Source organism: Corynebacterium tuberculostearicum, assembly GCF_022347385.1.
GTDB classification, from domain to species: Bacteria; Actinomycetota; Actinomycetes; order Mycobacteriales; family Mycobacteriaceae; genus Corynebacterium; species Corynebacterium tuberculostearicum_M.
Genome location: NZ_JAKRDT010000004.1, coordinates 14,350 through 39,707 on the forward strand (window position 1 = coordinate 14,350; position 25,358 = coordinate 39,707).

Genomic DNA, 25,358 nt, shown 5'->3' on the forward strand with positions numbered 1-25,358 from the left:
GTCTTTACCCCTAGCGCGGCGTTGTGCGGTCCTTCAGGCTTAGGGGCATGAGTTATGTAGAAATTCCCACGCACCTGCCCGATTACGTCCGCTCCCTCATGGCGCGCCCTCCGCTGCCACCGCCGACGGCCGCGCTCGATACCGCCTGCCGCACCGCGGCCGCACTGGAGCGAGCCCGTGCCACCTGGTCCAGCGCCGTGGCCGCAACGGAGGACGCCACGGCCGAGCAATTGCGCTCCATTGAGGCCTTCCTCGACACTGCCGCCGGGGTGGATTCCCGCCTGGGCCAGGCATTGGGAGATGCACGATGACCCTATCCGTGGCTTTAAGAAATGGCGCCAGTACGTTGCATAGCGAACGCGCTGAACTGCGCTTTCGATTTTTAGACGCTCACCAGGATTGGCGTAGCCTATCGCTGGGAGGCCCCGCTGGTGACGCCGCCCGCTCCAGTTTGGCAGGCTACACCGACTGGCTGGCCCAGCCGCTGCACCAGATGGAGCAGGTTGCCACCACCCTTGAACTCCACGCCAGCCTGCAGGCCCGCCGCGAGGAACTCGAGGACCGCATCATCGCATTCCTCGGCCAGGTGGATGAGCGCAGCGGGGTAGCTGCCAGCACGGCTGGGCTGTTGTTGAATCAGGTGCGGGCGCTGGGCGATTCCCTCGATTGGTTGTGCGCCCAAGAGATCGATGCGCTGTGTACACCTGCTGGGGTGGAACCACCCGCCCGGTTCGAGGATTTTTCCGATCTTCCGTTGGATGCAGTCCACGAAATCAACCTCGCCCAAGCCAGCGAGCACGTGTCTCAGCTAGCCGCGCAGAACCCAGATATGCGGGTGCTAGAAACTAGTGAAGGACGGCTCGTAGCCATGGTGGACCCCGGCGGCTTTCGGACTACGCCGGCATCGCTTACCACCTTTGTGGAAGGAGTTCACTCCTCCGATCCAGAAACCTGGCAGCGCGCGGTAGACCGCGGTCGCAATCTAGCTAAGGCCAGCGGCGGACCGGCGGTGGTGTGGTTGGGCTACCAGGCGCCATCCTCCCTGCCCCGTGCGGTTCACGCCACTCCCGCACGCACTGCCAGTCAAGAACTCGCCCGGTTTCAACGCTCGCTCGGTAGACGCTATCCGCAGGCCAAGCGCACCGTCGTGGGATATTCCTATGGTTCTGTCGTCACCGGGCATGCCGCACAGCAGGAAAGAATTGCTGAGGACGTAGTGCTCGTCGGCAGCCCTGGCACCGGCGCTGACCATGCCTCAGAACTGCATGGCCGCATCTGGGCCGCGACCAACGCCAACGACCCCATCGCTATTGCGACGGGGCCTAACGGCGGCATCCATGGCCCCGATCCGACCATTGATACCTTTGGTGCCACTCCCCTTCCTGGTGCGGATGGCCTCCCTGGCGATCATGGCTCCTATTGGGAGGACCCACGGTTCTTGCGTGGCCTAGGCCAAGTGGCACGCGCGAACTAGTCCGAAGGGAACGGCCTTTAGAAGAGACCAGCCGGCTGATCCGAATAGGAGACCAACATATTCTTAGTCTCCTGGTAGTGGCCCAGCATCATCAAGTGGTTCTCACGGCCAAGGCCAGATTCCTTGTAGCCGCCAAAGGCGCTGTGCGCTGGGTAGTCGTGGTAGTGATTGACCCACACGCGGCCGGCCTGGATATCGCGGCCTGCGCGGTAGCAGATGTTTTGGCTGCGCGACCACACGCCGGCCCCAAGGCCGAAGTTGGTGGCGTTAGCGATTTCGATCGCCTCGTCATAGTCCTTGAACGTAGCTACGGAGAGCACCGGGCCAAAAATCTCTTCCTGGAAGATGCGCATGTCGTTATTTCCCTTAAACACGGTGGGCTCGATGTAGTAGCCCTTTTCTAGGCCTTCCACCTTGTTCACGTGGCCGCCAACAAGAGTCTCCGCACCTTCTTGTGGACCAATTTCCAGGTACTGCTTAATCTTGTCCATCTGCTCCTGGGAGGCCTGCGCGCCCATCATGGTTTCCGTATCAAGCGGGTGTCCAATCTTAATCTTCTTGACGCGCTCAACGGCCAGTTCCAAGAACTTATCCGCAATGTCTTCGTGCACCAGCGCGCGCGATGGGCACGTGCAGACCTCACCTTGGTTAAGGGCAAACATGACAAAGCCCTCTACGCACTTTTCCAGGTAGGAATCGTCTTCATCCATGATGTCTTTGAAGAAGAGGGACGGGGATTTACCGCCCAGCTCCAAGGTAACGGGGATGACCTTGTCAGCGGCAGCCTTGTTGATGATCTTTCCCACCGGGGTAGAGCCGGTGAAGGCAATTTTGGCAATGCGGTCAGAACCGGATAGTGCCGCACCGGCTTCATCACCTAGGCCATTGACGATATTGAGCACGCCATCAGGAAGAAGATCACCGATGATATCGATGAGCAACAGGATGGATGCTGGGGTTTGCTCAGCCGGCTTCATGACAATGCAGTTTCCAGCAGCCAGCGCTGGCGCAATCTTCCAGGCGGCCATGAGCAACGGGAAATTCCACGGGATAATCTGGCCTACGACGCCGAGCGGCTCATGGTAGTGATAGGCCACGGTGTCCTGGTTGAGCTGGGATAGGCGGCCCTCCTGGGCACGGATGGCGCCAGCGAAGTAGCGGAAGTGGTCTACCGCGAGCGGAATATCGGCGGCCAGAGTTTCGCGTACGGCCTTGCCATTCTCCCAAGTTTCCGCAACCGCAATCTTTTCCAAGTTTTCCTCAATGCGGTCCGCAATGCGATGCAGGAGCAACGCACGCTCGGCCGGGGTGGTTTTACCGAAGGTTTCGAAGGCCTTCTCAGCGGCATCGATAGCCAAGTTGATATCGGCTTCTTTGCCGCGAGCTACCTGGCAAAATACCTCGCCGTTTACCGGACTGATGTTGTCCATATATTCACCATCGACGGGCGCCACCCATTGGCCGCCGATGTAGTTGTCATAGCGTTCGCGGTAGTCAACGATGGAGCCTTCGGTTCCGGGGGCTGCATACAGGGTCATGGTGCGTGTCCTTTCCTAGAGAAAATTACAGGTGAAGGTGTTGTACCACACTATTTCTTATGTATGTGTTGTGTGTCACCTGCTTGCTAGTCATCCTAACCCTAAACTTTGCAATGCGCACTGATTACGGTTGCCCCCTTTGCAAATATTCACATGACACCGCGAGTACGCGAGTAGAAGAAAACCCCGCATCCAGCGGGGAAGCTGGCTGCGGGGTTGGGTGTACTCGTCTGCAGAGCGAGAGTTAGTCTTGGCCGTATCCACGGCCGCGGGCGCGCTTGCGCTCACGCGCGGTGCGCGGGCTCCACATCACCACGGAGGTGGACCGTGGTACATGGACAAGCTCACCGCTGCGCCGCGGGCGGCGTCCTGCGGCCTGCTCGCGCAGGGCCCGGACCTCTTCAGCTAAAGCGTCGCGCTCCGCCTCGAGTCGATCGCGTTCTTCGGTCAACTCGATGATGGACTTGATGCCGGCAAGGTTGACGCCATCGTCTTGGGACAGCGCCTGAATCTTGCGCAGCAGCTCGATGTCCCGGTCGGAGTAGCGGCGGCCACCGCCACGAGTGCGGGCCGGGGAGACCAAGCCCATGCGGTCATAGGTGCGCAGGGTTTGGGCGTGCATTCCGGATAGTTCTGCAGCTACGGAGATGACGTAAACCGCGGTGCCGGAATCTTCTGCCTTTCCAGTGCTCATTTCTTAACACACCTCCTGCCTTAAGCATTCTCGGCGCCGGCCCAACCCGCACGCGGGTTGAAACCGGAGTCCTTTTCCGCCTGAGCATAGGTGCGCAGGGCGCTAGAGGCAGCGGCATCGAGCTTGGTGGGCACGGTAACCTGCACGGTAACCAGCAGATCACCGGAGTTGCCACCGCGCTTGGCGATGCCCCTTCCGCGCACCCGCAGCGTGCGTCCATCCGGCGTTCCAGCGGGGATCTTCACACGCACCGGGTTATCCAAAGTAGGAACCGCGATGGTATCGCCCAAGGCCAGCTCCGTGAAGGAAACCGGAACGGTGACATGGAGGTCATCGCCCTCGCGAGTAAAGACCTTGTCTGGTTTTACGGTTACCGCCACGAAGAGGTCACCGGCCGGGGTGCCGTTGGGACCTGCTTCGCCCTGACCGGCGAGGCGGACCTTTTGCCCATCGATGACGCCGGCGGGGATGCGCACGGTGATATTGCGGGTGCGGTGAACCGTGCCGGTGCCGTGGCAATCCTTGCACGGATCCGTGATGCGGCGGCCGGTACCATCGCAGTCCTGACACGGGGCAGAGAAACCGAAAGCGCCGCGGTTCTCCGAGGTAAAACCGGTACCACTGCAGGTGCCACAGGTAGAGGTCTTGCCGGAAGCGGAACCCGAGCCGTGGCACGTGGTGCACGGCGCATTGCCGCTGAGTGCCAGGGGAATGGTGGTTCCCTTAGCGGCCTCGCGGAAGTCGAGGGTTATTTCCGTTTCGACGTCGGCCCCCCGCGACGGTTTAGCTGAGTGGCCAGCACTACCGCCGCGGTTGAAAACGCTACCGAAGATATCCCCAACACCGCCGCCTTGAGCCGATCCTCCAGCGGATCCTCCGAAGAGGTCCGAGAGGTCGAATTCTTGCGCACCTTGTCCACCCATGCGCGTGGATCGAAACCCGCCGGGAAATCCGGCGCCTCCCATCCGTCCAAAGCCGCCTCCATTGCGGAGCATGGCCTTGAACTGGTCGTATTCCTTGCGCTCGGTGGCGTCGGAAAGCACGTCGTAGGCTTCCGCAACCTTCTTGAACCGTTCCGCTGCCGCGGGGTCGTCCGGGTGGGTATCGGGGTGATTTTCGCGCGCTAGCTTGCGGTAAGCACGCTTAATCTCGTTCTGGTCTGCGGACGAGGAGACCCCCAGATCCGCATAGTAATCTTTGTCTGCCCATTCGGGTTTAGCGCTCACTGGGCATCTCCTCCTTTCAAAGAGAATCGATACAAGTTAAGTAAAAGGGCGCCGCGGGAAGGTCACTTATCAATTCCCAGGGCGCCCTTTATGTTATTTACTCGGAATCTTCCGAGCTGCCGGACTCATCGCTGGGGTCCGCGATGATGACCATGGCATTGCGCACGAGCCTGTCGCCTACGCGGTAGCCCTTCCGCAGCACGGTACCAAGCACCTGCTCATCGCCGGAGGACAAGTCCTGCACGGCTTCGTGGACCTCAGGGTCGAAGGCATCGCCTTCCTCACCAAAGGCAGCGAGGTCGTGCTTTTCCAGCGTGCTGTAGAACTTATCCGCAAATGCCTTGAGCGGGCCTTCCAAGTCGCCGTGTTCACGAGCCAGTTCCAGGTCATCAAGGACAGGCAGCATATCTGCGATGACCTTGGCCTTGGCGGTCTCGATTACGGCCTGGCGGTCGCGCTCGGTGCGGCGGCGGTAGTTGGTGTATTCCGCATTCAGACGCTGCAGGTCTTCCGTGCGTTCTGCCAACTGTGCTTCCACATCGCTGGCGCCGGTGCCTGCGGGCTCCTCACCCGCTGCTTCGGCTTCTACCTCATCAGCGTTGACATCTGCCAGCGCTTCTTCGAGGTCAGCATCGAGGGTGGGATCCAGCTCGGCTTCTTCGGTGGCGTCAGCCTGCGCTTCCTGCGCAGCCTGGGCCTCCTCGGCCTGCTCGGCAGCAGCCTCAGCGCGGTCAGCCGAGGTAGCCTCCGGATCCGTGTTTTCCGGGTCGCCTGGGTTGTGCGGCATTCCGCTGTCCTGAGTCATTACTTGTTGCCATCCTTGTTCTCGTCCTCGTCAACGACCTCAGCGTCGACGACGTTCGGGTCACCCTGCGCAGCACCAGCATCGGCAGCGCCCTCAGCGCCGGCCTCAGCAGCCTGTGCCTCGTAGATCTGCTTGCCCATCTCCTGGGATTCGGTGGACAGCTTCTCCACTGCGGACTTGATGGCCTCGAGGTCATCGCCCTTCAGCGCCTCATCAACGGCGTCAGCAGCCTCGGTGACCTTGGTCTTAACATCCTCGGATACCTTGTCAGCGTTGTCATCCAAGAACTTGCGGGTCTGGTAGGAGGTGGACTCTGCGTTATTGCGCAGCTCCTGCTCCTCGCGGCGCTTCTTGTCCTCTTCGGCGTGCTGCTCAGCATCCTTGACCATGCGGTCGATCTCTTCCTGGGACAGGCCGGAACCATCCTGAATCTTGATGGTGTTTTCCTTGCCGGTGCCCTTGTCCTTTGCGGTCACGTGGACGATGCCGTTGGCGTCGATATCGAAGGTGACCTCAATCTGCGGAACACCGCGCGGTGCCGGAGCAATACCACCGAGCTCGAAGGAGCCGAGCAGCTTATTAGCGGTAGCCATCTCGCGCTCGCCCTGGAAGACCTGAATCTGTACGGAAGGCTGGTTGTCTTCCGCGGTGGTGAAGGTCTCGGACTTCTTGGTCGGGATGGTGGTGTTGCGCTCGATGAGCTTGGTCATCACGCCACCCTTGGTCTCAATGCCGAGGGACAGCGGGGTGACGTCGAGAAGCAGCACGTCCTTAACCTCGCCGCGCAGCACGCCTGCCTGCAGGGCAGCGCCGACTGCAACAACCTCGTCCGGGTTAACGCCCTTGTTGGCATCCTTGCCGGTCAGTTCCTTAACCAGGTCAGATACGGCTGGCATACGGGTGGAGCCACCAACGAGAACAACGTGGTCGATATCGCCGACGGAAAGGTCAGCGTCCTTGATGACCTGGTTGAACGGAGCCTTGGTGCGGTCCAGCAGATCCTGGGTGATCTTCTGGAACTCGGTGCGGGTCAGGGTCTCATCCAAGAACAGCGGGTTCTTGTCGGAGTCAACGGTGATGTACGGCAGGTTAATGTTGGCCTGCTGGGAGGAGGACAGCTCAATCTTGGCCTTCTCTGCAGCCTCGCGCAGACGCTGCACGGCGCGCTTATCCTTGGTCAGGTCAACGCCCTGGGAGGTCTTAAAGCGGTCTACCAGCCAGTCGACGATGCGCTGATCCCAGTCATCGCCGCCCAGCTCGTTATCGCCGGCGGTGGCCATAACCTCAACGACGCCATCGCCGATTTCCAGCAAGGAGACGTCGAAGGTGCCGCCACCCAGGTCGAATACCAGGATGGTCTGCTCCTGCTCGCCCTTTTCCAGGCCATAAGCCAAAGCAGCTGCGGTTGGCTCGTTAACGATACGGAGCACGTTCAGGCCTGCAATCTGGCCAGCCTCCTTGGTGGCCTGGCGCTGTGCGTCCTCGAAGTATGCAGGAACGGTAATAACGGCGTCAGTAACATCCTCACCGAGGTAAGCCTCTGCGTCGCGCTTCAGCTTCATCAGCGTGCGAGCGGAGATCTCCTGGGAGGTGTAATCCTTATCATCAATGTTGATCTTCCAGTCGGTACCGATGTGACGCTTGACGGAGCGAATGGTGCGGTCAACATTGGTTACCGCCTGGTTCTTAGCGGACTGGCCGACCAGGATTTCGCCGTTCTTTGCAAAAGCAACGACGGAAGGCGTGGTGCGGGAGCCCTCAGAGTTAGCGATAACGGTGGACTCGCCACCTTCCAGTACGGAAACGACGGAGTTCGTCGTACCAAGGTCAATACCTACTGCGCGTCCCATGACTTCTTCTCCTTTTATCTTGGGGTAATTAATAAAGTTGACCGTTAGTGACTCAACTTCTCGTTGCGTCCGAGCGCTACTGTAACAGAACTTCTACGTCCGGTCACACAACCTTGAGTCCATGTCACTCAATCTCTACAACAGGTAGCCTACAAAACTTATTCCCCGCGACTCAACTTTTCTTCTAAACTTTCCTTTTGTGCAGCTCAGCGGCGCTCTTGTCGACGCCCACCCCTACCCTCCACACGATCACCCCCCCTTCACCCAACACTGCCCCATACCCAAACGGAGCCCCTTAAATAACCCTAAGAGGATCCAAAAGTCACCTCAGAAAGGATCCAAAAGAGGATTGGCAGCCCGCCCCTGCTACCGCATACTAGGAATCACAGCAGTTAAGAGCTGCTACCCCAGAGAGAGATTGTAGTTTTACTCCGCCGATCCGAAAGGAATGTGTATGTTCGATACCCTCGCAGACCTCAGCTCCGCCATCGACTTCGAGGCACTCATCAAGGGCATCAAGGGCCTCATCGAGGCTTCCTCCGAGTCCAACACCGACTCCGAGGGCCTGTCCTCCGTATTCGAGGGCCTGTCCTCCAAGGATGACGCAGAGGCTGCCGCAGAAGCTAAGTAATTAGCCTTCTGTACTCCTTCATGAAGACCAGCTAAACCCCCTCACCTTCTTCCTCCGCTCGGAACCCACCACAAGGAACCGCGCACGAAGGTGCGGGGGTTTCGCTGTTTTCAATCGCTGTTTCACGTTCGCTGTACCTACACTAGGGAGATAAAACCCATTGAGCCTTAGCATCCAGGAAGCGTGGACCGTACCGTGTCGAAACCTTCACAGCCGCCCCTTCACCAACGCATCCGCGCGGCCATGACCCTGCAGCGAACAGCCGCTTTAACTGCGGTGATTTGCGTGGCGCTGACATTACTTGGCGCATTCTTCACGCCCACTGAGTATCAGTTGATTGCCGCGGTCGTCGGTCTTGCTCTGAGCACAATCACCGTTTTCGCCTTTCGACTGCCGCTCGCTATGGCGGCGCTTTTCGTATTGGTATGGCTCGGGGCAACCATAACGGCAGAAGCACCTTACCTAACCTGCGTCTTCCTTACCCCTGTCTTCCTGGCAGTGGTGGCTTTTCACGAAAGACATGCTCAAACTCTCGGTGTTGGTTTCATCCTGTGGGTCGTAGGCCAATTCGATCCAGAGGCCGGTAGTTTAGTTTTTAACCCCGCCTCGGCCTTTACTTGGGCCATGTTTATCGGAGTCGGCGCAGTGATTGGCGCTACTCTCGCACACTCCGCTCGACGCTACAAAAATGCAATGGTGGAATGGAACGACGACGTGAAGCGCCGCCAATCCGACCTCGCAGAAACCTTGCACAATTCGGTTGTTTCTAACCTCACGGTAAATACCATGCAGCTAGAGGCCCTGAGCCTCGAATATTCCAAGCAGCCAGAGCTAGCGAAGAAACTCGATGAGCTCAGCGATTCCATGCGCTCTTCCATGTCGGAAGTACGGGCACTGACTAAGGTCCTGCGAAATAATATCGATGGGATTAACGATGGCATGAGTTTTGGCACAACCACAAAGCCATCGAGCTTTGCCCAGCTCATTTCGGAGGAGGAAGAACGCCTTTCCCGCCTCAATCGATCACCCGTTGTTGAAGTCACAGGGGAAGAGTTTGCACCGGAATTCCCGCAAGCCATTCTCGATTCCATTGCAGCCATCACCACAGAAGCCTGCCTAAACGCGGTGAAGTATTCCCCACCAGGGGCAGAGATTGTAATTTCTGTTCAACCCCATATGGGCTGGACGGTCATTACCATCACTAACCCCGTAGCTAAACCAACAAGCAAGAACATTGAAATGTCCTCGGGTATAGGCATGTCCTCCATGAACCGGATTGCAGCCACGATTGACGCACGATTAGACACAGAGTTGGAATCGGGGAAATGGGAATTGATCTTATCTCTGCCGCCCAGTGCCCATAAGCGGCGTTAGTTCCACCACGATGTATAGCAAAGGCTTAATCCATACACTAAGCTTTCGTTTGTTTCTGCCTATTCAAACTTTCACAAAAGGAGCGCCTTAATGCAGGCCGCACTCGCAAGTCTTCTCACTCCACTCATGCTGTCCTCCTCCCTCTTGGGTGGCCTTACCCCGGGCGATCTCCCAGCCACCACCGAATACAAGTCTGCAGTCGAGCTCGCTTTCGGTTGCCCCTCCCCATGGTGCGTGAAGTAAAAACATCCCTCTTGGTCGTCGATGACGACCCACTTGTCCTTGAGGCCTTGGGGCGCTATTTCGCCTCGGCTGAGGACATGGAGGTGCGCGCCACCGCAGAAAATGGCAAGGTCGCCCTCGAGCTTTTGCAAGAGCAGGACTTCGACGTCATTGTCGCGGACATCCATATGCCCGAGATGGATGGCACGACCCTCTTGCGCGAGGTCAACAAGCTGGAAGACCCGCCGGTCTTTGTTGCGATGACCGCGATGGACAATGACGAGACCCTCAAAGAGGTCATGTCCAATAAGGCGGCGGCCTATATTTTGAAAAGCTCCAAGCCGGTCTACATTTTGGATACCGTGCGCGAGGCCGTACGCGGCGGCACGGTTGTCACCCCGCAGTCGCTTACCCGTTTGTTTGAGCAGCTTCCCGATTGGAACGCTGAGGGAGCAGGCGCCAATGCGGCAGCCGCAAACGCAAAGATCAAGGACAATCACCACATCTCTCCTGCGCTAGAGCAGGTCTTGGATTTGGTCTGCCAGGGCAAGTCCAACGAAGAGATTGCCAAGAGTACGCATTATGCACCGGGCACGGTGAAGAAGTATGTATCCACCCTACTCAGTGAATTCCACGCCAAGTCGCGGCTTGAGCTGGCAGTGAAGGCGCTCAAGGCCGGCTACGGTTCTTAAACCCCGATTGTTGGACAATCCGGGGGTGGACTACCCCCGGATGCGTCAATACCCCCTCTAAACCCCACATGCTGGGGTTTATTTTTGTTTTTCTACCCCCGTATACCGTTTTGCAAAGGAGACTAGCATCACGTTTGGTGCTTCCCTATAATTACGACAACACCAAAGTTCATAGTATTTCCTAGGCAACAATCGCAGCCTGAACCTGCAGGGTTGCCGCACGTCAGGGCGCTAAGCCGCTCGCGTTTCTTCCTCTGCCCACCCATAGCCACGTCATAGAAAGCAGGTGAGTGTTGAACACCAACTTGGCGCGCGTTCGTCGCAGCAGCGATAGGCCTCCCGTCCACATTCGGCCCGCATAATGGCCCGCTGAACATCGCACTTCATCTTGAATCCCTGCGACCCTCACATTGCGTCGCGCGCACCCGCGTGTTCGCTCCTCACCCCGCTTGCACTCTGCAGCACCACATAGCTCACCGCTCACCATCCAGACGCCGTATCGCCCGGCAGTCCCAGACCGGCGCAGATACATCTACCTTCACTCCCGCGTGAAGGGTGGCTGCTGGGATGTGACCCGTTTGAAATAGAGGTAGAACCCATATGACTTCTCCTGCAAATACCCGCTTGCCCATCTCTGATGATGTGGAGGCAGTCCTGCCCGCAGCTATCAGCCGCGCCCACGACTGGTTGAAGTCCACTGCGGACGAAGAAGATAAGGCCACCGAACAGCTCGCGGACTTGCTGCGCGATGAGGACGGCGTGAAGTTCACCATGGACTTCGTCGACCGCGTCATGCGCCCAGAAGATGACAAGGTTGCCGCGCACGCGCTGAAGGATATTTCTTCCCACTATGACCCGTCGTTCCTGGGCAGCATCAATGGTGCGTTGGTAGGCGCCGGTGGTTTCTTCGGCCCCATCCTGCCGAACCTGGTCATGCCGGTGGCCCGCCTATACATGCGCAAGATGGTTGGCCACCTGGTTCTAGACGCCGAGTCTGATGCCCTCAACAAGATCCTGGACAAGGCCGCCGAATCCGGTGAGCAGCTTAACCTCAACCTGCTGGGTGAGGCCGTACTCGGTGAGGAAGAGGCGAAGTCCCGCGCGGAGCGCACCCTCAAGCTCATCAAAAACCCCCGCGTGACCTACGTATCGGTTAAGGCTTCTTCCATGGTGGCCCAGCTCAACCACTGGGATATCGATGGCTCGGTAGAGCGCCTCAAGGAGCGCTTGCGCCCGCTGTACCAGGCTGCGGCCGACCGTACCGACAAGGTCTTTATCAACATGGACATGGAGGAGTACCACGACCTCCACCTAACCATCCGCCTGTTCAAGGAGCTGCTCAGCGAGCCGGAATTCCTCACCCTGGACGCCGGCATCGTGCTCCAGGCTTACCTGCCGGATACCTTTGATGCGCTCAAGGATGTCGCCGATTTTGCCAAGGAGCGCGTGGCTAAGGGCGGCGGCAAGGTCAAGGTACGCATCGTGAAGGGCGCAAACCTGTCCATGGAAAACGTGCAGGGCGAGGTCCACGATTGGCCGCTGGCTACCTACACCAACAAGCTCGACGTGGACGCTAACTACTACCGCCTATTGGATTTCATCCTGCGCGAGGAATACGCCGATAGCGTCCGCATCGGCGTAGCCACCCACAACCTATACACCGCGGCCATGGCCTACGAGCTGGGCAAGAAGCGCGGCGTGCTGCACATGCTGGACTCGGAGATGCTGCAGGGTATGTCCCCTGCCCAGCAGGCAGCGGTACGCAAGGTCTTTGACGGCCGCCAAATCCTCTATACCCCGGTTGTCCACGCAGATGACTTCGACGTCGCCGTGTCCTACCTGGTGCGCCGCCTAGAGGAGAACTCCGCGCCGCAGAACTTCCTCTACGCCCTCTTCGCCCCGGGCGAGGAGCCGTTGGCGGACCAGGAAGAGACGTTCCGTCGGGCCGTCGCCAAGCGCTGGGAAACCTTCGCTGGTGCCCGTCGCACCCAGAACCGCCTTGAGGAGGACGGCCGCCAGGCACCGCGCACCGGCCGCTTTACCAACGAGGCAGATACTGACCCGGCGCTCGCGCCGAACCGCCAGTGGGCGCAGGAAGCTCTCAAGCGCAATCCGGGCGAGCACGGCATCGCGGAGGTCACCGACCCTGCCGCGGTCGAAGGCCACATCGCCCGCGCCAAGGAACTGGGCACCGAGTGGGGCAAGCGCCCTGCCGCCGAGCGCGCCGCCGCACTGGAGGCCGTGGCGGATCAGATTGCGTCCCAGCGCGGCAAGTTCATTTCCGTGGCTGCGTATGAGGCCAATAAGACTGTTACCCAGACCGACCCTGAGGTCTCTGAGGCGATTGACTTCTGCACCTACTACGGCCAGTCCGCGCGCCTGCTGGAAGAGTCCTACTCCGAGTTCACCCCGCACACCGTCACCGTGGTGACCCCGCCGTGGAACTTCCCCATTGCTATCCCTACCGGCGGCATTGCGGCGTCCTTGGCAGCGGGCTCGGCGGTTATCGTCAAGCCAGCCCCGCAGGTAGTTCACTGTGGCAAGCTCGTGGTGGAGGCCTTCCGCACCGCCCTCGAGGCCCAGGGCTTGGATCCAGATTTGGTGCAGCTGGTGCTTACTGATGAAGCCGAGGCCGGAAAGGCCCTGCTCTCCCACGATGACGTGGACAATGTCATCCTCACCGGCGCGTCCGATACTGGTGCGCTTTTCCGTTCCTGGAAGCCCAAGATGAACATCATGGCAGAAACTTCCGGCAAGAACGCGCTCATCATCACCCCAGCTGCGGACCCTGACTTGGCCATCGATGACCTCTACAACTCCGCCTTTGGCCACTCCGGCCAGAAGTGTTCGGCGGCCTCCCTGGTTATCTTCGTCGGCGCGGCCGGCAAGTCCGAGCGCCTGCGCACCCAGCTGCTGGACGCGGTCAAGACCCTTAAGCCGGGCCCGGGCTTCGATATCACTACCACCATGAACGGTCTGGCGGAAGCGCCGAGCGAGAAGCTCCTGCGCGGTTTGACCCAGCTCGAGCCGGGCGAGAAGTGGCTGCTCAAGCCGGAAAAGCTCAACCAGGAAGGCACCCTGTGGTCCCCGGGCATCCGCGATAATGTGCAGCCGGGCTCTTGGTACCACAAGAACGAGTGCTTCGGCCCCGTCCTGGGCATCATGTACGCCGATACCTTGGAAGAGGCTATTGCCTGGCAAAATGACACCGGCTATGGCCTGACCGGCGGCATTCACTCGCTTGACGACGCCGAGATTGAGTACTGGATCGACAACGTTGAGGTGGGCAATGCCTACGTCAACCGCGGCATCACCGGTGCGATTGTTCAGCGCCAGTCCTTCGGCGGGTGGAAGAAGTCCGTCATGGGACCGGGCGCCAAGGCTGGCGGCCCGAACTACGTGGCACAGATGGGTGAGTGGGCCGATGGCGAGCTCAAGCCGCGCAACGTGGACATTGCCCCAGCAAGCCTCGCTGCGCTGCACCGCCTGCGCGATAACCTCTCTGGCAAGCTCACCGAGGAGGACATCACCTGGCTATGGCGCGCCGCTGAGCTGGACCAGGTGGCGTGGCAGGAAGAGTTTGGCCGCAACCACGACCGCACCGGTTTGGTTTCTGAGGCCAATATCTTCCGCTACCGCCCACTTCTGACCAAGCTGCGCGTGCGCGTGGGCGAAGGCTACGAGCTGCGCGAGGTTGCTCGTCAGGTGCTGGCCGCCGCAATTACCGGCACCGGCACGGAAATCTCCGCCACCCCGGAGGTTGCCACCCAGCTGCAGGACTTGGGCTTCGACGTCAAGGCCATCACCGACGAGGCTTTTGCTACCGACGTGGCCAATGACGCCTCCTCCCGCGTGCGCGCCCTGGGCACCGTGCCGGATTCCATCTACGAGGCCGCGGTGCGCTCCAACTCCGTGGTGCTGGACCAGCCCGTGCTTGCCGACGGCCGCCGTGAGCTCATGCCTTACCTGCTTGAGCAGGCAGTTTCGGTTACCATGCACCGCTTCGGCATTATCCGCAACGTAGGTAACCTGCGTGACGAGTAATTCTCGGCCGCGTCAGCGGACGCGTTAAAGGACGCGTTAAAGGTACTGAAGGGAGGTAGCGCCCCGCCCGTGGGCCGCTACCTCCTTTTTCGTATATGCGCTGCGAGTTTTATGTGGCATAGTGGTAGACAATGTCTACGTCACATAATTCGTCTTCCCGCGACGAGGCCAAGCGCCCGTCTGCGCAGGAAAAAGGCAACGCAACCCAGATCCAGAAGCCGGGCGAGGAAGATTCTCATACCCTCGTCGCTTATGATGACGCGCACCTTGGTGCAGAGGCTGCCAGCGAGCACCCTGCCGAGCGCGACGATAAATCCGCCGTCCTGGCCAAGGACTTCCGCACCATGGCCAAGGTCTCGGTAGTCTTCATCCTCATCGTCGCCGGCCTAGCGCTGGCCGGCTACCTGCTCAAGTTCATTTGGGTAGGCCTGCTGCCGGTCTTGCTCGCCATTCTCGTCTCCACCGTGCTCTACCCCATCAGCGCGTGGCTGCGCAGTAAGGGATTCCCGCGCTCGCTTGCGGCGGTGAGCACCTTGCTCGGCCTCATCATTGTCTTCTGCGGCGTCTTTGCCGCCATGGCCCCCGTAGTCACCAGCCAAAGCCAAACGCTCATTAATCAAGCCGAAGACGGCATCAACCAGCTCACGGAGATGGTGGAAAAGTCCCCCATCGATATCCAAAGTGACCAGCTACAGTCCGTGCTCCAGGACGTGGTCAAGTTTGCCAAGGGCCAAGCCTCCACCATCGCCACCGGCGTTATCTCTGGTTTCTCGATGGCCAGCTCCATCGTGGTGGCCGCGCTGATCATGCTCTTTGTCACCTTCTTCATCATTAAAGACGGCGACAAGTTCCTGCCGTGGCTGCGCAAGTACACCGGCAATTCCACCGGCTGGCACGTCACTGAACTCGGTGCCCGCATCTGGAAGACCTTGTCCGGCTTCATCCAGGCGCAGGCCGCCGTGGCCATGGTGGACGCAGTCCTCATTGGCCTTGGCCTGTGGGTTCTGCAAGTTCCGCTTGCGCTCGTCATCGCCGTGGTGACGTTCTTCGCCAGCTTCATCCCGATCATCGGTGCGGTCACCGCTGGTGCCCTCGCCATCATCATCGCGCTGGTCTCCAATGGCCTGACCAACGCGCTGCTGGCGCTTGCCCTTATCATCATCGTCCAGCAGGTGGAAGGCAATGTCCTCCAGCCGATGCTGCAGTCCAAGGCCATGGGCCTGCACGCGGCCGTTGTCCTACTCTCCGTCACCGTCGGCTCTACCCTGGCAGGCATCGTCGGCGCCTTCCTCGCCGTCCCCGTGGCCGCAACCATCGCTGTTGTTGTGCGCTACCACGCCGAGATGGCCGCGCTGCGCTCCGGCGAAGTCGAGGCCTCCGATATAGACATCATCACCGGCTCCAAGGATGATCCTGAAGACTTCAGCGACGTCACCTACGAACATGACGAAACTCCACGCGACAAGGTAGAGCAGCTCTACCAGTCCATGAGCCCGCTGAGCTAAGACTCAGCCACCACTAGCAGCGCGCCGGCCCTCCCCGGCGCGCTTTTATTTTCCCCGACACACTTACCCCTAAAAGAGTGCAATTGGGCTGCGCACAAGACATTTCCTCCGCTTGCAGTTGCGGCCGCCTCCCGTGAAATTAGCATTGTCAACGGGCCCAAGAAGACGCCCATTTCTCTTTCTATTTCATATCAAGGAGTATTCATGCGTAAGCAATTTGTAGGCGCTCTCGCCGCCACTCTCGTAGCATCGTCCATCGCTATTCCTGCCGCAGAGGCTAAGGTCACGACTTTTGAGCGGGCGGACGGCGGCTGCTGGGCGATTTCGGAGAAGGATGAATTAGTAGTTCCCGAGGAACTAGTCGGTGAGGCCACTCCCTGGGGCTCAGATCAGGAAAAGAATTTCCTCAGTGATGATTACATGCGCTGGAATATTAGCAAGCACGACGATCTCATCGGTTGGTCCAATAAGCAGATCGCTACCTACCAGCGCAATGGCGTAACCCCTGACGAGCAGCGCCGCATCGACCGTATTAAGATTTTCCGCGGTCAGCTGCAGACTCAGCGCAATGATATGAACGCCTGCCTGCGCGCTGGCGCCAAGGATCCGATCTCTCAGCTGTCTTCGCAGTTCGGCCTGCCGACCATCGCTCAACTGCAGGCGCAGTTTGAAGCGCAGATCCGCCAGGCTGAAGCACAGCTGCGCAAGATGGCTGCGCAGTTCGGTATCAAGTTTTAGCGCAGAAAGCCTAGGTCCGTAGCGGCCGAGGCGAGCTGGCGCGCACCGCGGTCAAGGACGTTGGCCCAGGTGCCCTTGGATTCCTCATTGGCGGAATCGGACACCTGCTTAAGTAGGGTGCAGGGCACATCGAAGCGCTGGCATACTGCGGCGATGGAATAGCCTTCCATGTCGCACAGCTGCGATTTCTTGGCCAGCTCGGTGCGCAGGGCGGTATCGGAGACAAACATGTCGCCCGTGGCCAGTCCGCGCACCGGCAGGCGGCCGGAGGTCTCGAGCTCGATAGCCTCTGGCAGCAGGTAGCGGTTGATATCGGTAAGCACTTCTAGCTTGAAGTCATGCTTGGTGACCTTGTCTACTTCGAAGACGCCAGCCATGCCGTCGACAAGCGCGCCGGCCGTGCCAATGTTGACCACGCGATCGGGAAGGGCGCCGTTAGCGCGGGCGTCGGCAAGAGCTTCCGTCAGCGCAATGGCCGCCGGAACCGTACCGATTCCGGTAATGAGCAGGGGTTCGCCTTCCGGAATGTGGGCGGCTTCCGCATCCACAGCGGCGACGAAAAGGGTGCGTCCGTTGAGATTCTCCATGCCTGCGAGAATACCTGCCCGCCCTAGTCAAAGTTCAATGTGCGGTTCTTCTGGCGCAGGCGAATCGTAATGTTTTTCTGGCCGGCACCAAGGGCAATGATTTTCCCGCTGAGCACCCGGGCGACAGCCAGGTCTTCCTCCGTCGGTGCTTCGGCCGCGACCCGCGCCGTAGGCAGCCAAGCATCATGCGGGTCTGGCGCGCCGAGGTGAATGAGCCGCTCGCGCTCCACATCAATCCAATAGCCCTCCGTGGCCATGAAGCGATCGTGGCTCCCGTCGAAGGAATCGCGGCGCCACCCGCCCTCGGCCACGCGGAAGACAAAGGGGCAATAGCCAAAACGCGAAGGCACGATATAGCGCGTCTGGGGGCTGACGCGCCAATGGCCGCGCGCGGAGCTCCAGACTTGGCGGTAGGTATCGGCCAAGCTCATACCCAGACGCAAGCGCTGCTGCCTGTCTTCGTCCAACCCAGCACCATCTACCTGGGTTTTTAGCTCCCCGAGCCGCGTGGCATCGGCCACGTACATGCCCAGCCACGCTTCCTCCGGAGTGGTGTACGGGCCGGTGATATCACGGTGGAAGGAATCCGGCACGGCTCTTTCCGCGTCCTGGGGCAGGCGCTGGCGGGCGGCAAAAGCCCATAGGCGCGGATGTCCCATGCGGTACAGCATCACCGTCGCCCGCGGCAGGCGGTCGTGCACCTGCTCGCGCGTCAGATAATCACCCGCGCTGATGCGCCGCAGCAGCTGCTTAGCGATGTCCCCCTCTACCTGCTGCTCCATTCCCGGCGCGACTTCCATCTCCGGCAACTGGCTAAGCAGCATCAAATCGATGATGTCTCCCAAATCAAAGACCTTGCTCAATTCTGTATGCGCCTCTGAGCCAAAAGCCTCAATTGCGTCATACCCCAGGGCACTGCCCAAGCGGCGGATGAGATCCGGGGACACGCTCACCCGGTTGCGGGTCGCGTGCAATTCCGCGGCGTTGAGATTGCGGTCCAGGCCCACGAGGGCTCCTTTCTCCCCCTCATCGGGGATTTAATTCTTGGTCATGCTTGGGATTAAGCCGGACATTGGTCTTACCCGGTGTCCTTCATTGGGGTCTTGTCTCGGAAAGTAGGCGTCAGATGAAGCCTTTCTAGGAGGTTTTGGGACTTCTCAGCTTCGTCGCTGTTGGTCTTTCGGTCAAGCAAATTATGACGTACTTAATCCCTACGAGTTACATAATAGAAAAGTGGCACGTTGCAAATACCCCTTTCATAGTCCCATTCGAGAGAATCTTTGCAACTCTTATGCCTATAGTATGACGCGGAATGATTCTTAATCATTCTCTTTCTTTCGCATTTCTCTTTCTGGACAGCGCACAAAGGAGCCTTACCTTTGAACGACAAGAATTCTTGGGGTCCACCAGACTCAACCCCACTTTCAGATTCGAACGGGCCTGCCTCCCCTATGCAGGACCCCGGCACAGGAACAAGCACTGAATCTTCAGGCAAAGGCACGCGCACCGCCATTATTGTCGTTGCCGCTCTCGCCATCATTGCGCTTATTGGCGGTGGCGCCTGGGCGCTAACGGGAAACAAGGATTCTGATGGTTCGAGCAGCGCTGAACCGAATTTTCATTCTCAAGAAAACAGCAGCGAGGAAACCACCGAAGAGGCAACTTCTGAGAAAGAATCCACGCCTGAGAAGAAAGCTAAGACTACACAAGCTAAGGGCGCTAGCACTGGCCCCTCTACAGAGGAGAAGTGCGGAACTCTAGCCAATAACAAAATGGACGCGCCTGGTGGCACGCTTCAGCTGTTTTGCGACGGCACCTGGCAGTACCTCGCGCAAAAGAATTCCTCGAATTACCGACTTTTCTATTGGACCGATAATGAGTGGAAGGTGTACCGGTATGACGATACGACTGGAGACTCCGTCAATCAGTGCTACGACAAGGGCAAGTTGGACAAGGCAGGCGCCCCGAGGGAGCTGACCAACCAGCTGCAACTCTGCGACTCTCAGGCAACTCCAACCCCCAAGGTCCGCGACAAGCCCATTACCGCTGAAGAGGAATTTCCGCCCGAAGATTATTGGTACGGCGAATGCGACGGCAGCTATGTACTCATCGCGGAATCGGTCATCATCCCGCCGGCAACTGATCCGATTTCTGAACCCTACCGAGTACACAAGAAGTACCCAGGCTCCAAGATCATCAAGGGCGGCACATGTAGTTCCCTGCGCAGCCGCACTGAAAGCGGCTCTGTCTATGCCATCATCTACGAAGCCGGCCACAGCGTGGACAAGGTCTGCGAGCTCAAGGCTAAGTACGGCGGCAATGCCCGTTCCCTCAATAACGACGCGGATTTCTCTGACCCCTGCTAACCCAGATTCCGCGTTCAATTCCCTGTCACTCCCCTTCTGCTGCGTTGACTCCCTACCCCCCGCTACAACGCAGCGTGCGCCCCTTTGACCTTTCATCTACCGCCTCAATGTGAAAGCAGTATTTTATGCCTAAATCATCTGCCCACCTAGGCCGAATTAGCCGTATAAGCATTGCGGCGAGCGCCGCCCTCATTAGTTTCTCCCTGGCTTCCTGCGATGACGAAACATCGGATACAACCGCACAGGAGTTTTCAGTTGAGTCGACGACACTGTCCACTACAGAAGTAAACAGCGATGCCAAGCCGGAAGAATCGCCCACTGACTCTGCTGCGACGGAAGAAGAACCTACTCGGCCGGTGCCACCGAACGTCGTGATGGATGACGAGCAGCCGAGTCCAGAAGCCGACACCACTTCGTCGTGTGGCGCAGCTGATGCCCAAACAGCATTCACTGAGGGAGTATCCCAAGTCGCTCCGTGGGGCACCATTGGATGGGAGCTCTTTGACTCCTCCGGCTATGACCCCTGCGCGTCCCTATCGTGGGAAACCCTAATGATTGAGGGAGGAACTAGTTCTTCGCCTTTCCACATCATGCTGTTTAATCACGGCGAATACTTAGGCACCGCAACGGCAAAGCCCTATGGATTCGCCCCCACTATTGAGCGCGTGAGTGATTCCGAGATCGCGGTAACCTACCACTGGCCGCGCGAGGGTGAAGGCAATGCCAACCGCTCAGGCACGACCGATGCAGGCTTCCGGTGGGATGAAGGACAGCAAAAGGTCATCATGTCCGGCGACGTACCGCCAACGGGATAAAGAGTCTAGGATCGTCATTTCGGCTTGTCTTGGCCAGCCCTGTTGCTATTCTCGGGTTTGACTCGGCTTCCTGCTAATAGTCCCGCGAAAGGAAACTCGACCATGCTCAACAGCCTCGACCATTTCTTGCTTCAACTGCGTTCCGCAGCAGCAGTGGCTAGCGCCGGTGTTCTCTGCCTTTCCTTAACAGCCTGTGGAAGTGATTCTGCGGATCCAGAAGATTCGCCTTCTTTCTCTGCTGCAAAGGAAAGCGCTCCAGAAGCGAATCAAGCTCCCTCTTCCGCCGACGGAAATACTGAAGAAAAGCCCGCACAAAAGACCACTACCGTAGTCGAAACTCCTCCAGAGAAGAAGCAGGACGAGAGTGCACCTAGCCGGGGTCAAGACAATGGTGGCTCTTCTGAGTGCAGCTCCGACAATGACGAGAGTGCCTATGAAAAGGCAATCGCTCAGGTCGAACCATATCCAGGACTTAATAGGCCGTGGAGGCCTTTTGACTCCAATTTTGACCCGTGCGCAGATCTTTCGTGGATAACCGTCACGCTTGAAGGAGCGACTGCTTCCTCGCCATATCACATCCTGCTTTTCCACAATGGCGAATACCTAGGAACGGCCACTGCAAAGGCATACGGGTTTTCGCCAAAGGTCAGCCGAGTGGATGATTCCGAGATTGCAGTCACCTACCGCTGGCCAAAGGAAGGTGAGGGCAACGCTGAGGCATCGGGGACAACACAAGCCGGCTTCCGCTGGGATGAAGGTGCGCAAAAGGTAGTCATGTCCGGCGACGTACCGCCTATGCAATAGCTCGATGTAAAACAAGCACGTTTCGCTAAAATTTCACCAGCTAGGCGGCGAAACGTGCTTGTTTTGTGCGCTGCGTGACGCCAAGCGACTGTGGGGCATCAAGGGGGTGCGGGAAGCCAAGAAATGGCCGCGTTCTAGGCTTTTCGCGGGAAGCAGGAGCGGTTATCGTGGCCGTAACGTAGCCGAAGGAGAGATAGGAATGAGCGAGAAGACGTTTCAGCAGAAGTTCGGGGCTTTCGCGCTGGTGGCGGCGGTTGTCCTGCTGATCGTGAACTTGACCGTAGTAGGGCCTACGGTGTTCGGTATCTCCACGCCGCTGCTGCTCGGCATCACGGGCATCATAATGATGCTCGGTGAGAGAAGCAGCAGCGGCACAAAGGGTGACTAGCGCAGGCGGTGGCCTACGAAGCCGGCGGCAAGGGTGTTGCCGGAGGATTGATCGATGAGCAGGAAATTGCCCACAGCACCGCGGGCGGCATAGTCCTCGACGGGGAGCTCGGCCTGGGTCTGGATGCTGATGTGGGCGATGTCGTTCATGGCGACGGACTCGGGGTCCTCGACATCGGAAACGCCATCAAGATCCAGGGTGCGGGTGACGGCGGCAACGCGGGCCTTGACTAGGGAGGAGCCGTAGCGCAGCTTGAGCATCTGGCCGGGCTTGATGTCCTTTTCGGTCAGGCCCACAACGGTGGCGTCGAATTCGCGGGTGGACGCGGGGCGCTGGGGGCCGGCGAGGAGATCGCCGCGGGCGAGATCGACGTCGTCGGCAAGCAGGAGCGTCACGGAGTCGCCAGTAGCGGCGGAGTCGGCCGGACCGTCAGCGGTATCGATCTGGGTGATGGTGCTGGTGCGGCCTTCAGGGAGGCGGACCTCGTCGCCCACGGAGATGGAGCCCGCCTTTACGCGGCCGGCGTAGCCGCGGTAATCGGAGGCGTGCTCGCGGATGACGTACTGGATGGGGAATCGGAAGTCCAGCTCATCGGCGCGGCCGGTGGCCACGGGGACGGTCTCGAGAACCTCGAGGACGGTCGGGCCGGTATACCACGGCATAGTGGTGGAGCGCTCGACCACGTTATCGCCCTTGAGGGCGGAAATCGGTACCACGGTGGTATCGGTGATACCCAGGCGGGTGGCGATCTGGTTGAACTCGGACTCGATATCGCGGAAGACCTGCTCGTCGTAGTCCACCAGGTCGATCTTGTTCACCGCGAGGACCACGTGGCGCACGCCGAGGAGGGCGGCCACGTTGAGGTGGCGGCGGGTTTGTTCGACAACGCCATGGCGGGCGTCGATAAGAAGCACCACCACCTGGGAGGTGGACATGCCGGTGACCGTATTGCGGGTGTACTGCACGTGGCCGGGGGTATCGGCGAGGATGAAGGTGCGCTTATCCGTGGCAAAGTAGCGGTAGGCCACGTCGATGGTGATGCCCTGCTCGCGCTCGGCACGCAGGCCGTCGACAAGCAAGGAAAGGTCCATACCGTCGAAGCCGCGGTCGGTGGAGGTGCGCTCCATGGACTCGACCTGGTCCGCGAGCACGGACTTGGTGTCATAGAGCAGGCGGCCGACGAAGGTGGACTTGCCGTCATCAACGGAGCCGGCAGTGCACAGGCGCAGGGTATCGCGCTGCTTGAGGGCGCCAACATTGGGCGCGAGGGTCGTGGTCATCAGAAGTAGCCTTCCTTCTTGCGGTCCTCCATGGCGGACTCGGAAAGTTTGTCATCGGCGCGGGTGGCGCCGCGCTCGGAAAGGGTGGAAATGGAGATCTCCGCGAGCACCTCGTCCGGGGTCGATGCGGTAGATTCCACGGCGCCGGTGCAGGACATATCGCCCACGGTGCGGTAGCGCACGGTGCGGGCTTCCAGCTCCTCGCCCTCGGCCGGGCCGCCCCATTCGCCAGGCGCTAGCCACATGCCATTGCGCTTGAATACCTCGCGCTCATGCGAGTAGTAAATGGAGGGCAGCTCCAGTTCGCGGGCGCCGATGTATTCCCAAATATCGGACTCGGTCCAGTTGGAGATGGGGAAGACGCGGACGTTTTCACCGGCCATCTTGCCGCCGTTGTAGAGGTCCCACAGCTCGGGGCGCTGGCGGCGGGGATCCCACCCGCCGAAGGAATCGCGGATGGAGAAGATGCGTTCCTTGGCGCGGGCGCGCTCCTCATCGCGGCGGGCACCACCGCACACGGCGTCATATTCGCGCTCGGCGATGGTCTCCACCAGCGGCACGGACTGCAGCGGGTTGCGGGTGCCATCGGGGCGCTCCTGCAGGTCGCCGCGGTCGATCCAATCCTGGACGCGCGCGACGTGGAGGCGAGCGCCGGATTCTTCCACGAGGCGGTCGCGGAAATCGATGACCTCAGGGAAGTTGTGGCCGGTATCGACGTGGAGCAGCTCAAACGGCACCGTGGCCGGGGCGAAGGCGCGGCGGGCTAGCTCGAAGACAACGACGGAGTCCTTGCCGCCGGAAAAGAGGATGCCTACCTTGTCGAACTGCCCGGCCACCTCGCGCAGGATGTGGATGGACTCGTTTTCTAGGTCCTTTAAGTGTGGAGAAAGTGTGCTCATTATTCGTGTAACCCGCATTCTGTCTTGCCGTCTGCAAATACGCGCCCGGATCGGGCATCGTCGCCTTCACCAACCGGGAAGGTCAGCGGGGCGCAGCCGATGGAGCGGTATCCCTGCAGGGTGAGTGGGTGGATGATGAGGTCGTTGTCCTCGATATAGCGGTCCGTATCGTCCAAATCCCAGATAATGATGGGCGAGATCTTCAACCGTCCGGTGCGGTCGAGGCTCAGCGCCGGGGCGGTGGCGCGGTGTTCGGAATCGGCGCGGCGCAGGCCGGTGACCCAGCCAGCATATGGGTCCATCGCCATATTTAGCGGCTCGACCTTGCGCATTCGGTTATACGCCGCGGTATCGCGGGCGTAGAGGCGCGGGCCGTATACCTCGTCTTGTTCTTCTGGGCTGAGCAACGGGAGCACGCGCACTAGGGGCAGGTCCGGGTAGCGCTTTTCTACCTCATCGGCTACCTGCAGTGTTTCCTGGAAGTGCCAGCCAGTATCGATGAAAAGCAGGTCTGCATCGAGCCCGGCGCGGTGGGCGAGCTCGGCCAAGACCGTGTTCTCCATGGACATGGTCACGGCCAAGCGGCCGGGTGCGTGCTCGGCAGCCCATTCGGTAATGGTTTCCGCTGAGGCGTCATAAAGCTTATCAGCCCACTGGTCCACCAATTGCTGGTTGCGCGCGGCTACCTCGGCGTCCAGCGGCGCGGTATCGCGCGTGCCTTCCGGGGAGATGCTGGGGTCGCGGTAGTTCTTGCCACCGTCCAGCAGGTTCGTCGTTGGGTTCATGCCGTCACACATTAGGCAAAACCCCGAGGCGGCGCAGCGGATTTTGGGCGAAAAGCCGCTGAGCTTGGCGGGAGGTGCGAATAAAAAGTTTCCAATCCGTACCAAGCGGACTAGATTTACAGACAAGACAGTCTATTTCGGGCGTCCGCGCCCCGCTCAAGGAGGCACTTTCATGCAGCGTATAGCCATCATCGGGGAGGGCCCGGCAGCCCTATCCACCGCCGAGAAGCTTATCAGCGCTGGCATGTGTGTGGACCTCATTGCCCAATGCACCGCACCATTCGGTCTACTTCGCCGCTTTGCGGGCTTGGCAGGCGTGCTGGGCGACGCCGTCACGGGCTCCCACTGCGACCCCGGCACCACTCCCCGCTTGCGCCTTATCGGCAACGTGCGGGTAGGACCAGACGGCGATATCACGCATAATGAAATCCACCGCCTGGCCGCCTCTGGCGACCGCGAGCTACTCGTCTTGGAACTCAAGGCTCGCGGCGTGGCCGTCACCACGTGGGAGGGCCTATGCGCCCCACTGCAGGATTTTGAAGACTGGCGCAGCGTCATCACCCGCGCACAGCTGGCTCACGTGGGGATTTAGCAGCAGTTATCAACTAGCGCCCCACCCACCACCGGTATAAACTTGCACG

At 59.7% G+C, this 25,358-nt stretch carries 24 protein-coding genes; 14 read left to right on the top strand and 10 right to left on the bottom strand.

Annotated elements, in window-relative coordinates; genetic code table 11:
* Positions 1–47 precede the first annotated feature (47 nt).
* Positions 48–311, top strand: a complete 264-nt coding sequence (locus tag MHK00_RS03200) for a hypothetical protein (protein WP_250410414.1) — start codon at positions 48–50, stop codon at positions 309–311.
* Positions 308–1,474 carry an alpha/beta hydrolase gene (locus tag MHK00_RS03205; RefSeq protein ID WP_250410416.1) on the top strand — a complete coding sequence of 389 codons (1,167 nt, stop codon included), beginning with the start codon at positions 308–310 and terminating at the stop codon, positions 1,472–1,474. Before MHK00_RS03200 ends, MHK00_RS03205 begins: the two co-directional genes overlap by 4 nt.
* Before the next feature lie 17 nt (positions 1,475–1,491).
* Here the strand turns inward: MHK00_RS03205 and exaC are convergent, their stop codons facing one another.
* From exaC to dnaK, 5 genes are all read right to left on the bottom strand, one after another.
* Positions 1,492–3,012, bottom strand: coding sequence for an acetaldehyde dehydrogenase ExaC (gene exaC, locus MHK00_RS03210; protein WP_250410418.1), 1,521 nt, complete (start codon positions 3,010–3,012; stop codon positions 1,492–1,494).
* A 244-nt stretch (positions 3,013–3,256) separates the two neighbouring features.
* Complete coding sequence (locus MHK00_RS03215; RefSeq protein WP_005329342.1) at positions 3,257–3,706, bottom strand: heat shock protein transcriptional repressor HspR; 450 nt, start codon at positions 3,704–3,706, stop codon at positions 3,257–3,259.
* 20 nt (positions 3,707–3,726) lie between these two features.
* Complete coding sequence (dnaJ, locus tag MHK00_RS03220) at positions 3,727–4,932, bottom strand: molecular chaperone DnaJ (protein ID WP_005329343.1); 1,206 nt, start codon at positions 4,930–4,932, stop codon at positions 3,727–3,729.
* 97 nt (positions 4,933–5,029) lie between these two features.
* The gene (gene grpE, locus MHK00_RS03225) at positions 5,030–5,737 is read right to left on the bottom strand and encodes a nucleotide exchange factor GrpE (RefSeq protein ID WP_005329345.1); all 708 of its coding nucleotides are present in this window, start codon (positions 5,735–5,737) and stop codon (positions 5,030–5,032) included.
* Complete coding sequence (gene dnaK, locus MHK00_RS03230; protein ID WP_005325523.1) at positions 5,737–7,587, bottom strand: molecular chaperone DnaK; 1,851 nt, start codon at positions 7,585–7,587, stop codon at positions 5,737–5,739. Before dnaK ends, grpE begins: the two co-directional genes overlap by 1 nt.
* A 454-nt stretch (positions 7,588–8,041) precedes the next feature.
* Between dnaK and MHK00_RS03235 the strand changes: the two genes are divergently transcribed.
* From MHK00_RS03235 to MHK00_RS03265, 7 genes are all read left to right on the top strand, one after another.
* A complete protein-coding gene (locus MHK00_RS03235; protein WP_179387052.1) occupies positions 8,042–8,218 on the top strand; it encodes a hypothetical protein in 177 nt (58 codons plus the stop codon).
* A 183-nt stretch (positions 8,219–8,401) separates the two neighbouring features.
* The gene (locus MHK00_RS03240) at positions 8,402–9,592 is read left to right on the top strand and encodes a sensor histidine kinase (protein ID WP_250410420.1); all 1,191 of its coding nucleotides are present in this window, start codon (positions 8,402–8,404) and stop codon (positions 9,590–9,592) included.
* 90 nt (positions 9,593–9,682) lie between these two features.
* Complete coding sequence (locus MHK00_RS03245; protein WP_200435578.1) at positions 9,683–9,835, top strand: hypothetical protein; 153 nt, start codon at positions 9,683–9,685, stop codon at positions 9,833–9,835.
* Positions 9,836–9,846: 11 nt separating this feature from the next.
* Positions 9,847–10,506 carry a response regulator transcription factor gene (locus tag MHK00_RS03250; RefSeq protein ID WP_250410422.1) on the top strand — a complete coding sequence of 220 codons (660 nt, stop codon included), beginning with the start codon at positions 9,847–9,849 and terminating at the stop codon, positions 10,504–10,506.
* Between the two features lie 600 nt (positions 10,507–11,106).
* Positions 11,107–14,550, top strand: a complete 3,444-nt coding sequence (locus MHK00_RS03255) for a bifunctional proline dehydrogenase/L-glutamate gamma-semialdehyde dehydrogenase (protein WP_250410424.1) — start codon at positions 11,107–11,109, stop codon at positions 14,548–14,550.
* Between the two features lie 131 nt (positions 14,551–14,681).
* On the top strand, positions 14,682–16,055 hold the full coding sequence (locus MHK00_RS03260; protein ID WP_250410427.1) for an AI-2E family transporter: 1,374 nt from the start codon (positions 14,682–14,684) through the stop codon (positions 16,053–16,055).
* 204 nt (positions 16,056–16,259) lie between these two features.
* Positions 16,260–16,793, top strand: coding sequence for a hypothetical protein (locus MHK00_RS03265; protein ID WP_005325508.1), 534 nt, complete (start codon positions 16,260–16,262; stop codon positions 16,791–16,793).
* Here the strand turns inward: MHK00_RS03265 and MHK00_RS03270 are convergent.
* Together MHK00_RS03270 and MHK00_RS03275 are read right to left on the bottom strand one after the other, a co-directional pair.
* Positions 16,790–17,380, bottom strand: coding sequence for a nucleosidase (locus MHK00_RS03270; RefSeq protein ID WP_005329359.1), 591 nt, complete (start codon positions 17,378–17,380; stop codon positions 16,790–16,792). The genes MHK00_RS03265 and MHK00_RS03270 overlap by 4 nt on opposite strands.
* Before the next feature lie 23 nt (positions 17,381–17,403).
* On the bottom strand, positions 17,404–18,387 hold the full coding sequence (locus MHK00_RS03275; protein ID WP_005325497.1) for a hypothetical protein: 984 nt from the start codon (positions 18,385–18,387) through the stop codon (positions 17,404–17,406).
* Between the two features lie 372 nt (positions 18,388–18,759).
* Here MHK00_RS03275 and MHK00_RS03280 point away from each other — a divergent pair, with 372 nt between their 5' ends.
* The 4 genes from MHK00_RS03280 to MHK00_RS03295 all read left to right on the top strand — a co-directional run bounded on the left by MHK00_RS03280 (position 18,760) and on the right by MHK00_RS03295 (position 21,753).
* Entirely contained in the window at positions 18,760–19,746 is a 987-nt protein-coding gene (locus MHK00_RS03280; protein WP_250410429.1) for a flagellar basal body-associated FliL family protein, read from the top strand.
* Between the two features lie 125 nt (positions 19,747–19,871).
* Positions 19,872–20,561: an LppP/LprE family lipoprotein gene (locus MHK00_RS03285; protein WP_250410431.1), complete on the top strand. Its 690-nt coding sequence runs from the start codon at positions 19,872–19,874 to the stop codon at positions 20,559–20,561.
* A gap of 102 nt (positions 20,562–20,663) precedes the next feature.
* Entirely contained in the window at positions 20,664–21,365 is a 702-nt protein-coding gene (locus MHK00_RS03290) for an LppP/LprE family lipoprotein (RefSeq protein WP_250410432.1), read from the top strand.
* A 199-nt stretch (positions 21,366–21,564) separates the two neighbouring features.
* Positions 21,565–21,753 (top strand): hypothetical protein, encoded by a 189-nt coding sequence (locus tag MHK00_RS03295; RefSeq protein ID WP_250410434.1) that lies wholly within the window; start codon positions 21,565–21,567, stop codon positions 21,751–21,753.
* On the opposite strand, the gene MHK00_RS03300 is transcribed toward MHK00_RS03295, so the two are convergent.
* From MHK00_RS03300 to MHK00_RS03310, 3 genes are read right to left on the bottom strand one after another with little or no spacing between them, the layout of a single operon-like run.
* Positions 21,750–23,033 (bottom strand): sulfate adenylyltransferase subunit 1, encoded by a 1,284-nt coding sequence (locus tag MHK00_RS03300; protein WP_250410435.1) that lies wholly within the window; start codon positions 23,031–23,033, stop codon positions 21,750–21,752. The two genes, MHK00_RS03295 and MHK00_RS03300, sit on opposite strands and share 4 nt — an antisense overlap.
* Positions 23,033–23,932, bottom strand: a complete 900-nt coding sequence (gene cysD, locus MHK00_RS03305; RefSeq protein ID WP_250410437.1) for a sulfate adenylyltransferase subunit CysD — start codon at positions 23,930–23,932, stop codon at positions 23,033–23,035. The genes MHK00_RS03300 and cysD overlap by 1 nt, the downstream gene beginning before the upstream one ends.
* Positions 23,932–24,717, bottom strand: a complete 786-nt coding sequence (locus tag MHK00_RS03310) for a phosphoadenylyl-sulfate reductase (RefSeq protein ID WP_250410439.1) — start codon at positions 24,715–24,717, stop codon at positions 23,932–23,934. The genes cysD and MHK00_RS03310 overlap by 1 nt, the downstream gene beginning before the upstream one ends.
* A 172-nt stretch (positions 24,718–24,889) precedes the next feature.
* Between MHK00_RS03310 and MHK00_RS03315 the strand changes: the two genes are divergently transcribed.
* Positions 24,890–25,309: a methylenetetrahydrofolate--tRNA-(uracil-5-)-methyltransferase gene (locus MHK00_RS03315; RefSeq protein WP_250409138.1), complete on the top strand. Its 420-nt coding sequence runs from the start codon at positions 24,890–24,892 to the stop codon at positions 25,307–25,309.
* Positions 25,310–25,358 lie beyond the last annotated feature (49 nt).

Bases quoted from the DNA above. Each gene is read 5' to 3' on its own strand.
- MHK00_RS03200 (WP_250410414.1), top strand. From the start codon at position 48: ATGAGTTATGTAGAAATTCCCACGCACCTGCCCGATTACGTCCGCTCC.
- MHK00_RS03205 (WP_250410416.1), top strand. From the start codon at position 308: ATGACCCTATCCGTGGCTTTAAGAAATGGCGCCAGTACGTTGCATAGC.
- exaC (WP_250410418.1), bottom strand. From the start codon at position 3,012: ATGACCCTGTATGCAGCCCCCGGAACCGAAGGCTCCATCGTTGACTAC.
- MHK00_RS03215 (WP_005329342.1), bottom strand. From the start codon at position 3,706: ATGAGCACTGGAAAGGCAGAAGATTCCGGCACCGCGGTTTACGTCATC.
- grpE (WP_005329345.1), bottom strand. From the start codon at position 5,737: ATGACTCAGGACAGCGGAATGCCGCACAACCCAGGCGACCCGGAAAAC.
- dnaK (WP_005325523.1), bottom strand. From the start codon at position 7,587: ATGGGACGCGCAGTAGGTATTGACCTTGGTACGACGAACTCCGTCGTT.
- MHK00_RS03235 (WP_179387052.1), top strand. From the start codon at position 8,042: ATGTTCGATACCCTCGCAGACCTCAGCTCCGCCATCGACTTCGAGGCA.
- MHK00_RS03245 (WP_200435578.1), top strand. From the start codon at position 9,683: ATGCAGGCCGCACTCGCAAGTCTTCTCACTCCACTCATGCTGTCCTCC.
- MHK00_RS03255 (WP_250410424.1), top strand. From the start codon at position 11,107: ATGACTTCTCCTGCAAATACCCGCTTGCCCATCTCTGATGATGTGGAG.
- MHK00_RS03260 (WP_250410427.1), top strand. From the start codon at position 14,682: ATGTCTACGTCACATAATTCGTCTTCCCGCGACGAGGCCAAGCGCCCG.
- MHK00_RS03265 (WP_005325508.1), top strand. From the start codon at position 16,260: ATGCGTAAGCAATTTGTAGGCGCTCTCGCCGCCACTCTCGTAGCATCG.
- MHK00_RS03270 (WP_005329359.1), bottom strand. From the start codon at position 17,380: ATGGAGAATCTCAACGGACGCACCCTTTTCGTCGCCGCTGTGGATGCG.
- MHK00_RS03285 (WP_250410431.1), top strand. From the start codon at position 19,872: ATGCCTAAATCATCTGCCCACCTAGGCCGAATTAGCCGTATAAGCATT.
- MHK00_RS03290 (WP_250410432.1), top strand. From the start codon at position 20,664: ATGCTCAACAGCCTCGACCATTTCTTGCTTCAACTGCGTTCCGCAGCA.
- MHK00_RS03295 (WP_250410434.1), top strand. From the start codon at position 21,565: ATGAGCGAGAAGACGTTTCAGCAGAAGTTCGGGGCTTTCGCGCTGGTG.
- MHK00_RS03300 (WP_250410435.1), bottom strand. From the start codon at position 23,033: ATGACCACGACCCTCGCGCCCAATGTTGGCGCCCTCAAGCAGCGCGAT.
- cysD (WP_250410437.1), bottom strand. From the start codon at position 23,932: ATGAGCACACTTTCTCCACACTTAAAGGACCTAGAAAACGAGTCCATC.
- MHK00_RS03310 (WP_250410439.1), bottom strand. From the start codon at position 24,717: ATGAACCCAACGACGAACCTGCTGGACGGTGGCAAGAACTACCGCGAC.
- MHK00_RS03315 (WP_250409138.1), top strand. From the start codon at position 24,890: ATGCAGCGTATAGCCATCATCGGGGAGGGCCCGGCAGCCCTATCCACC.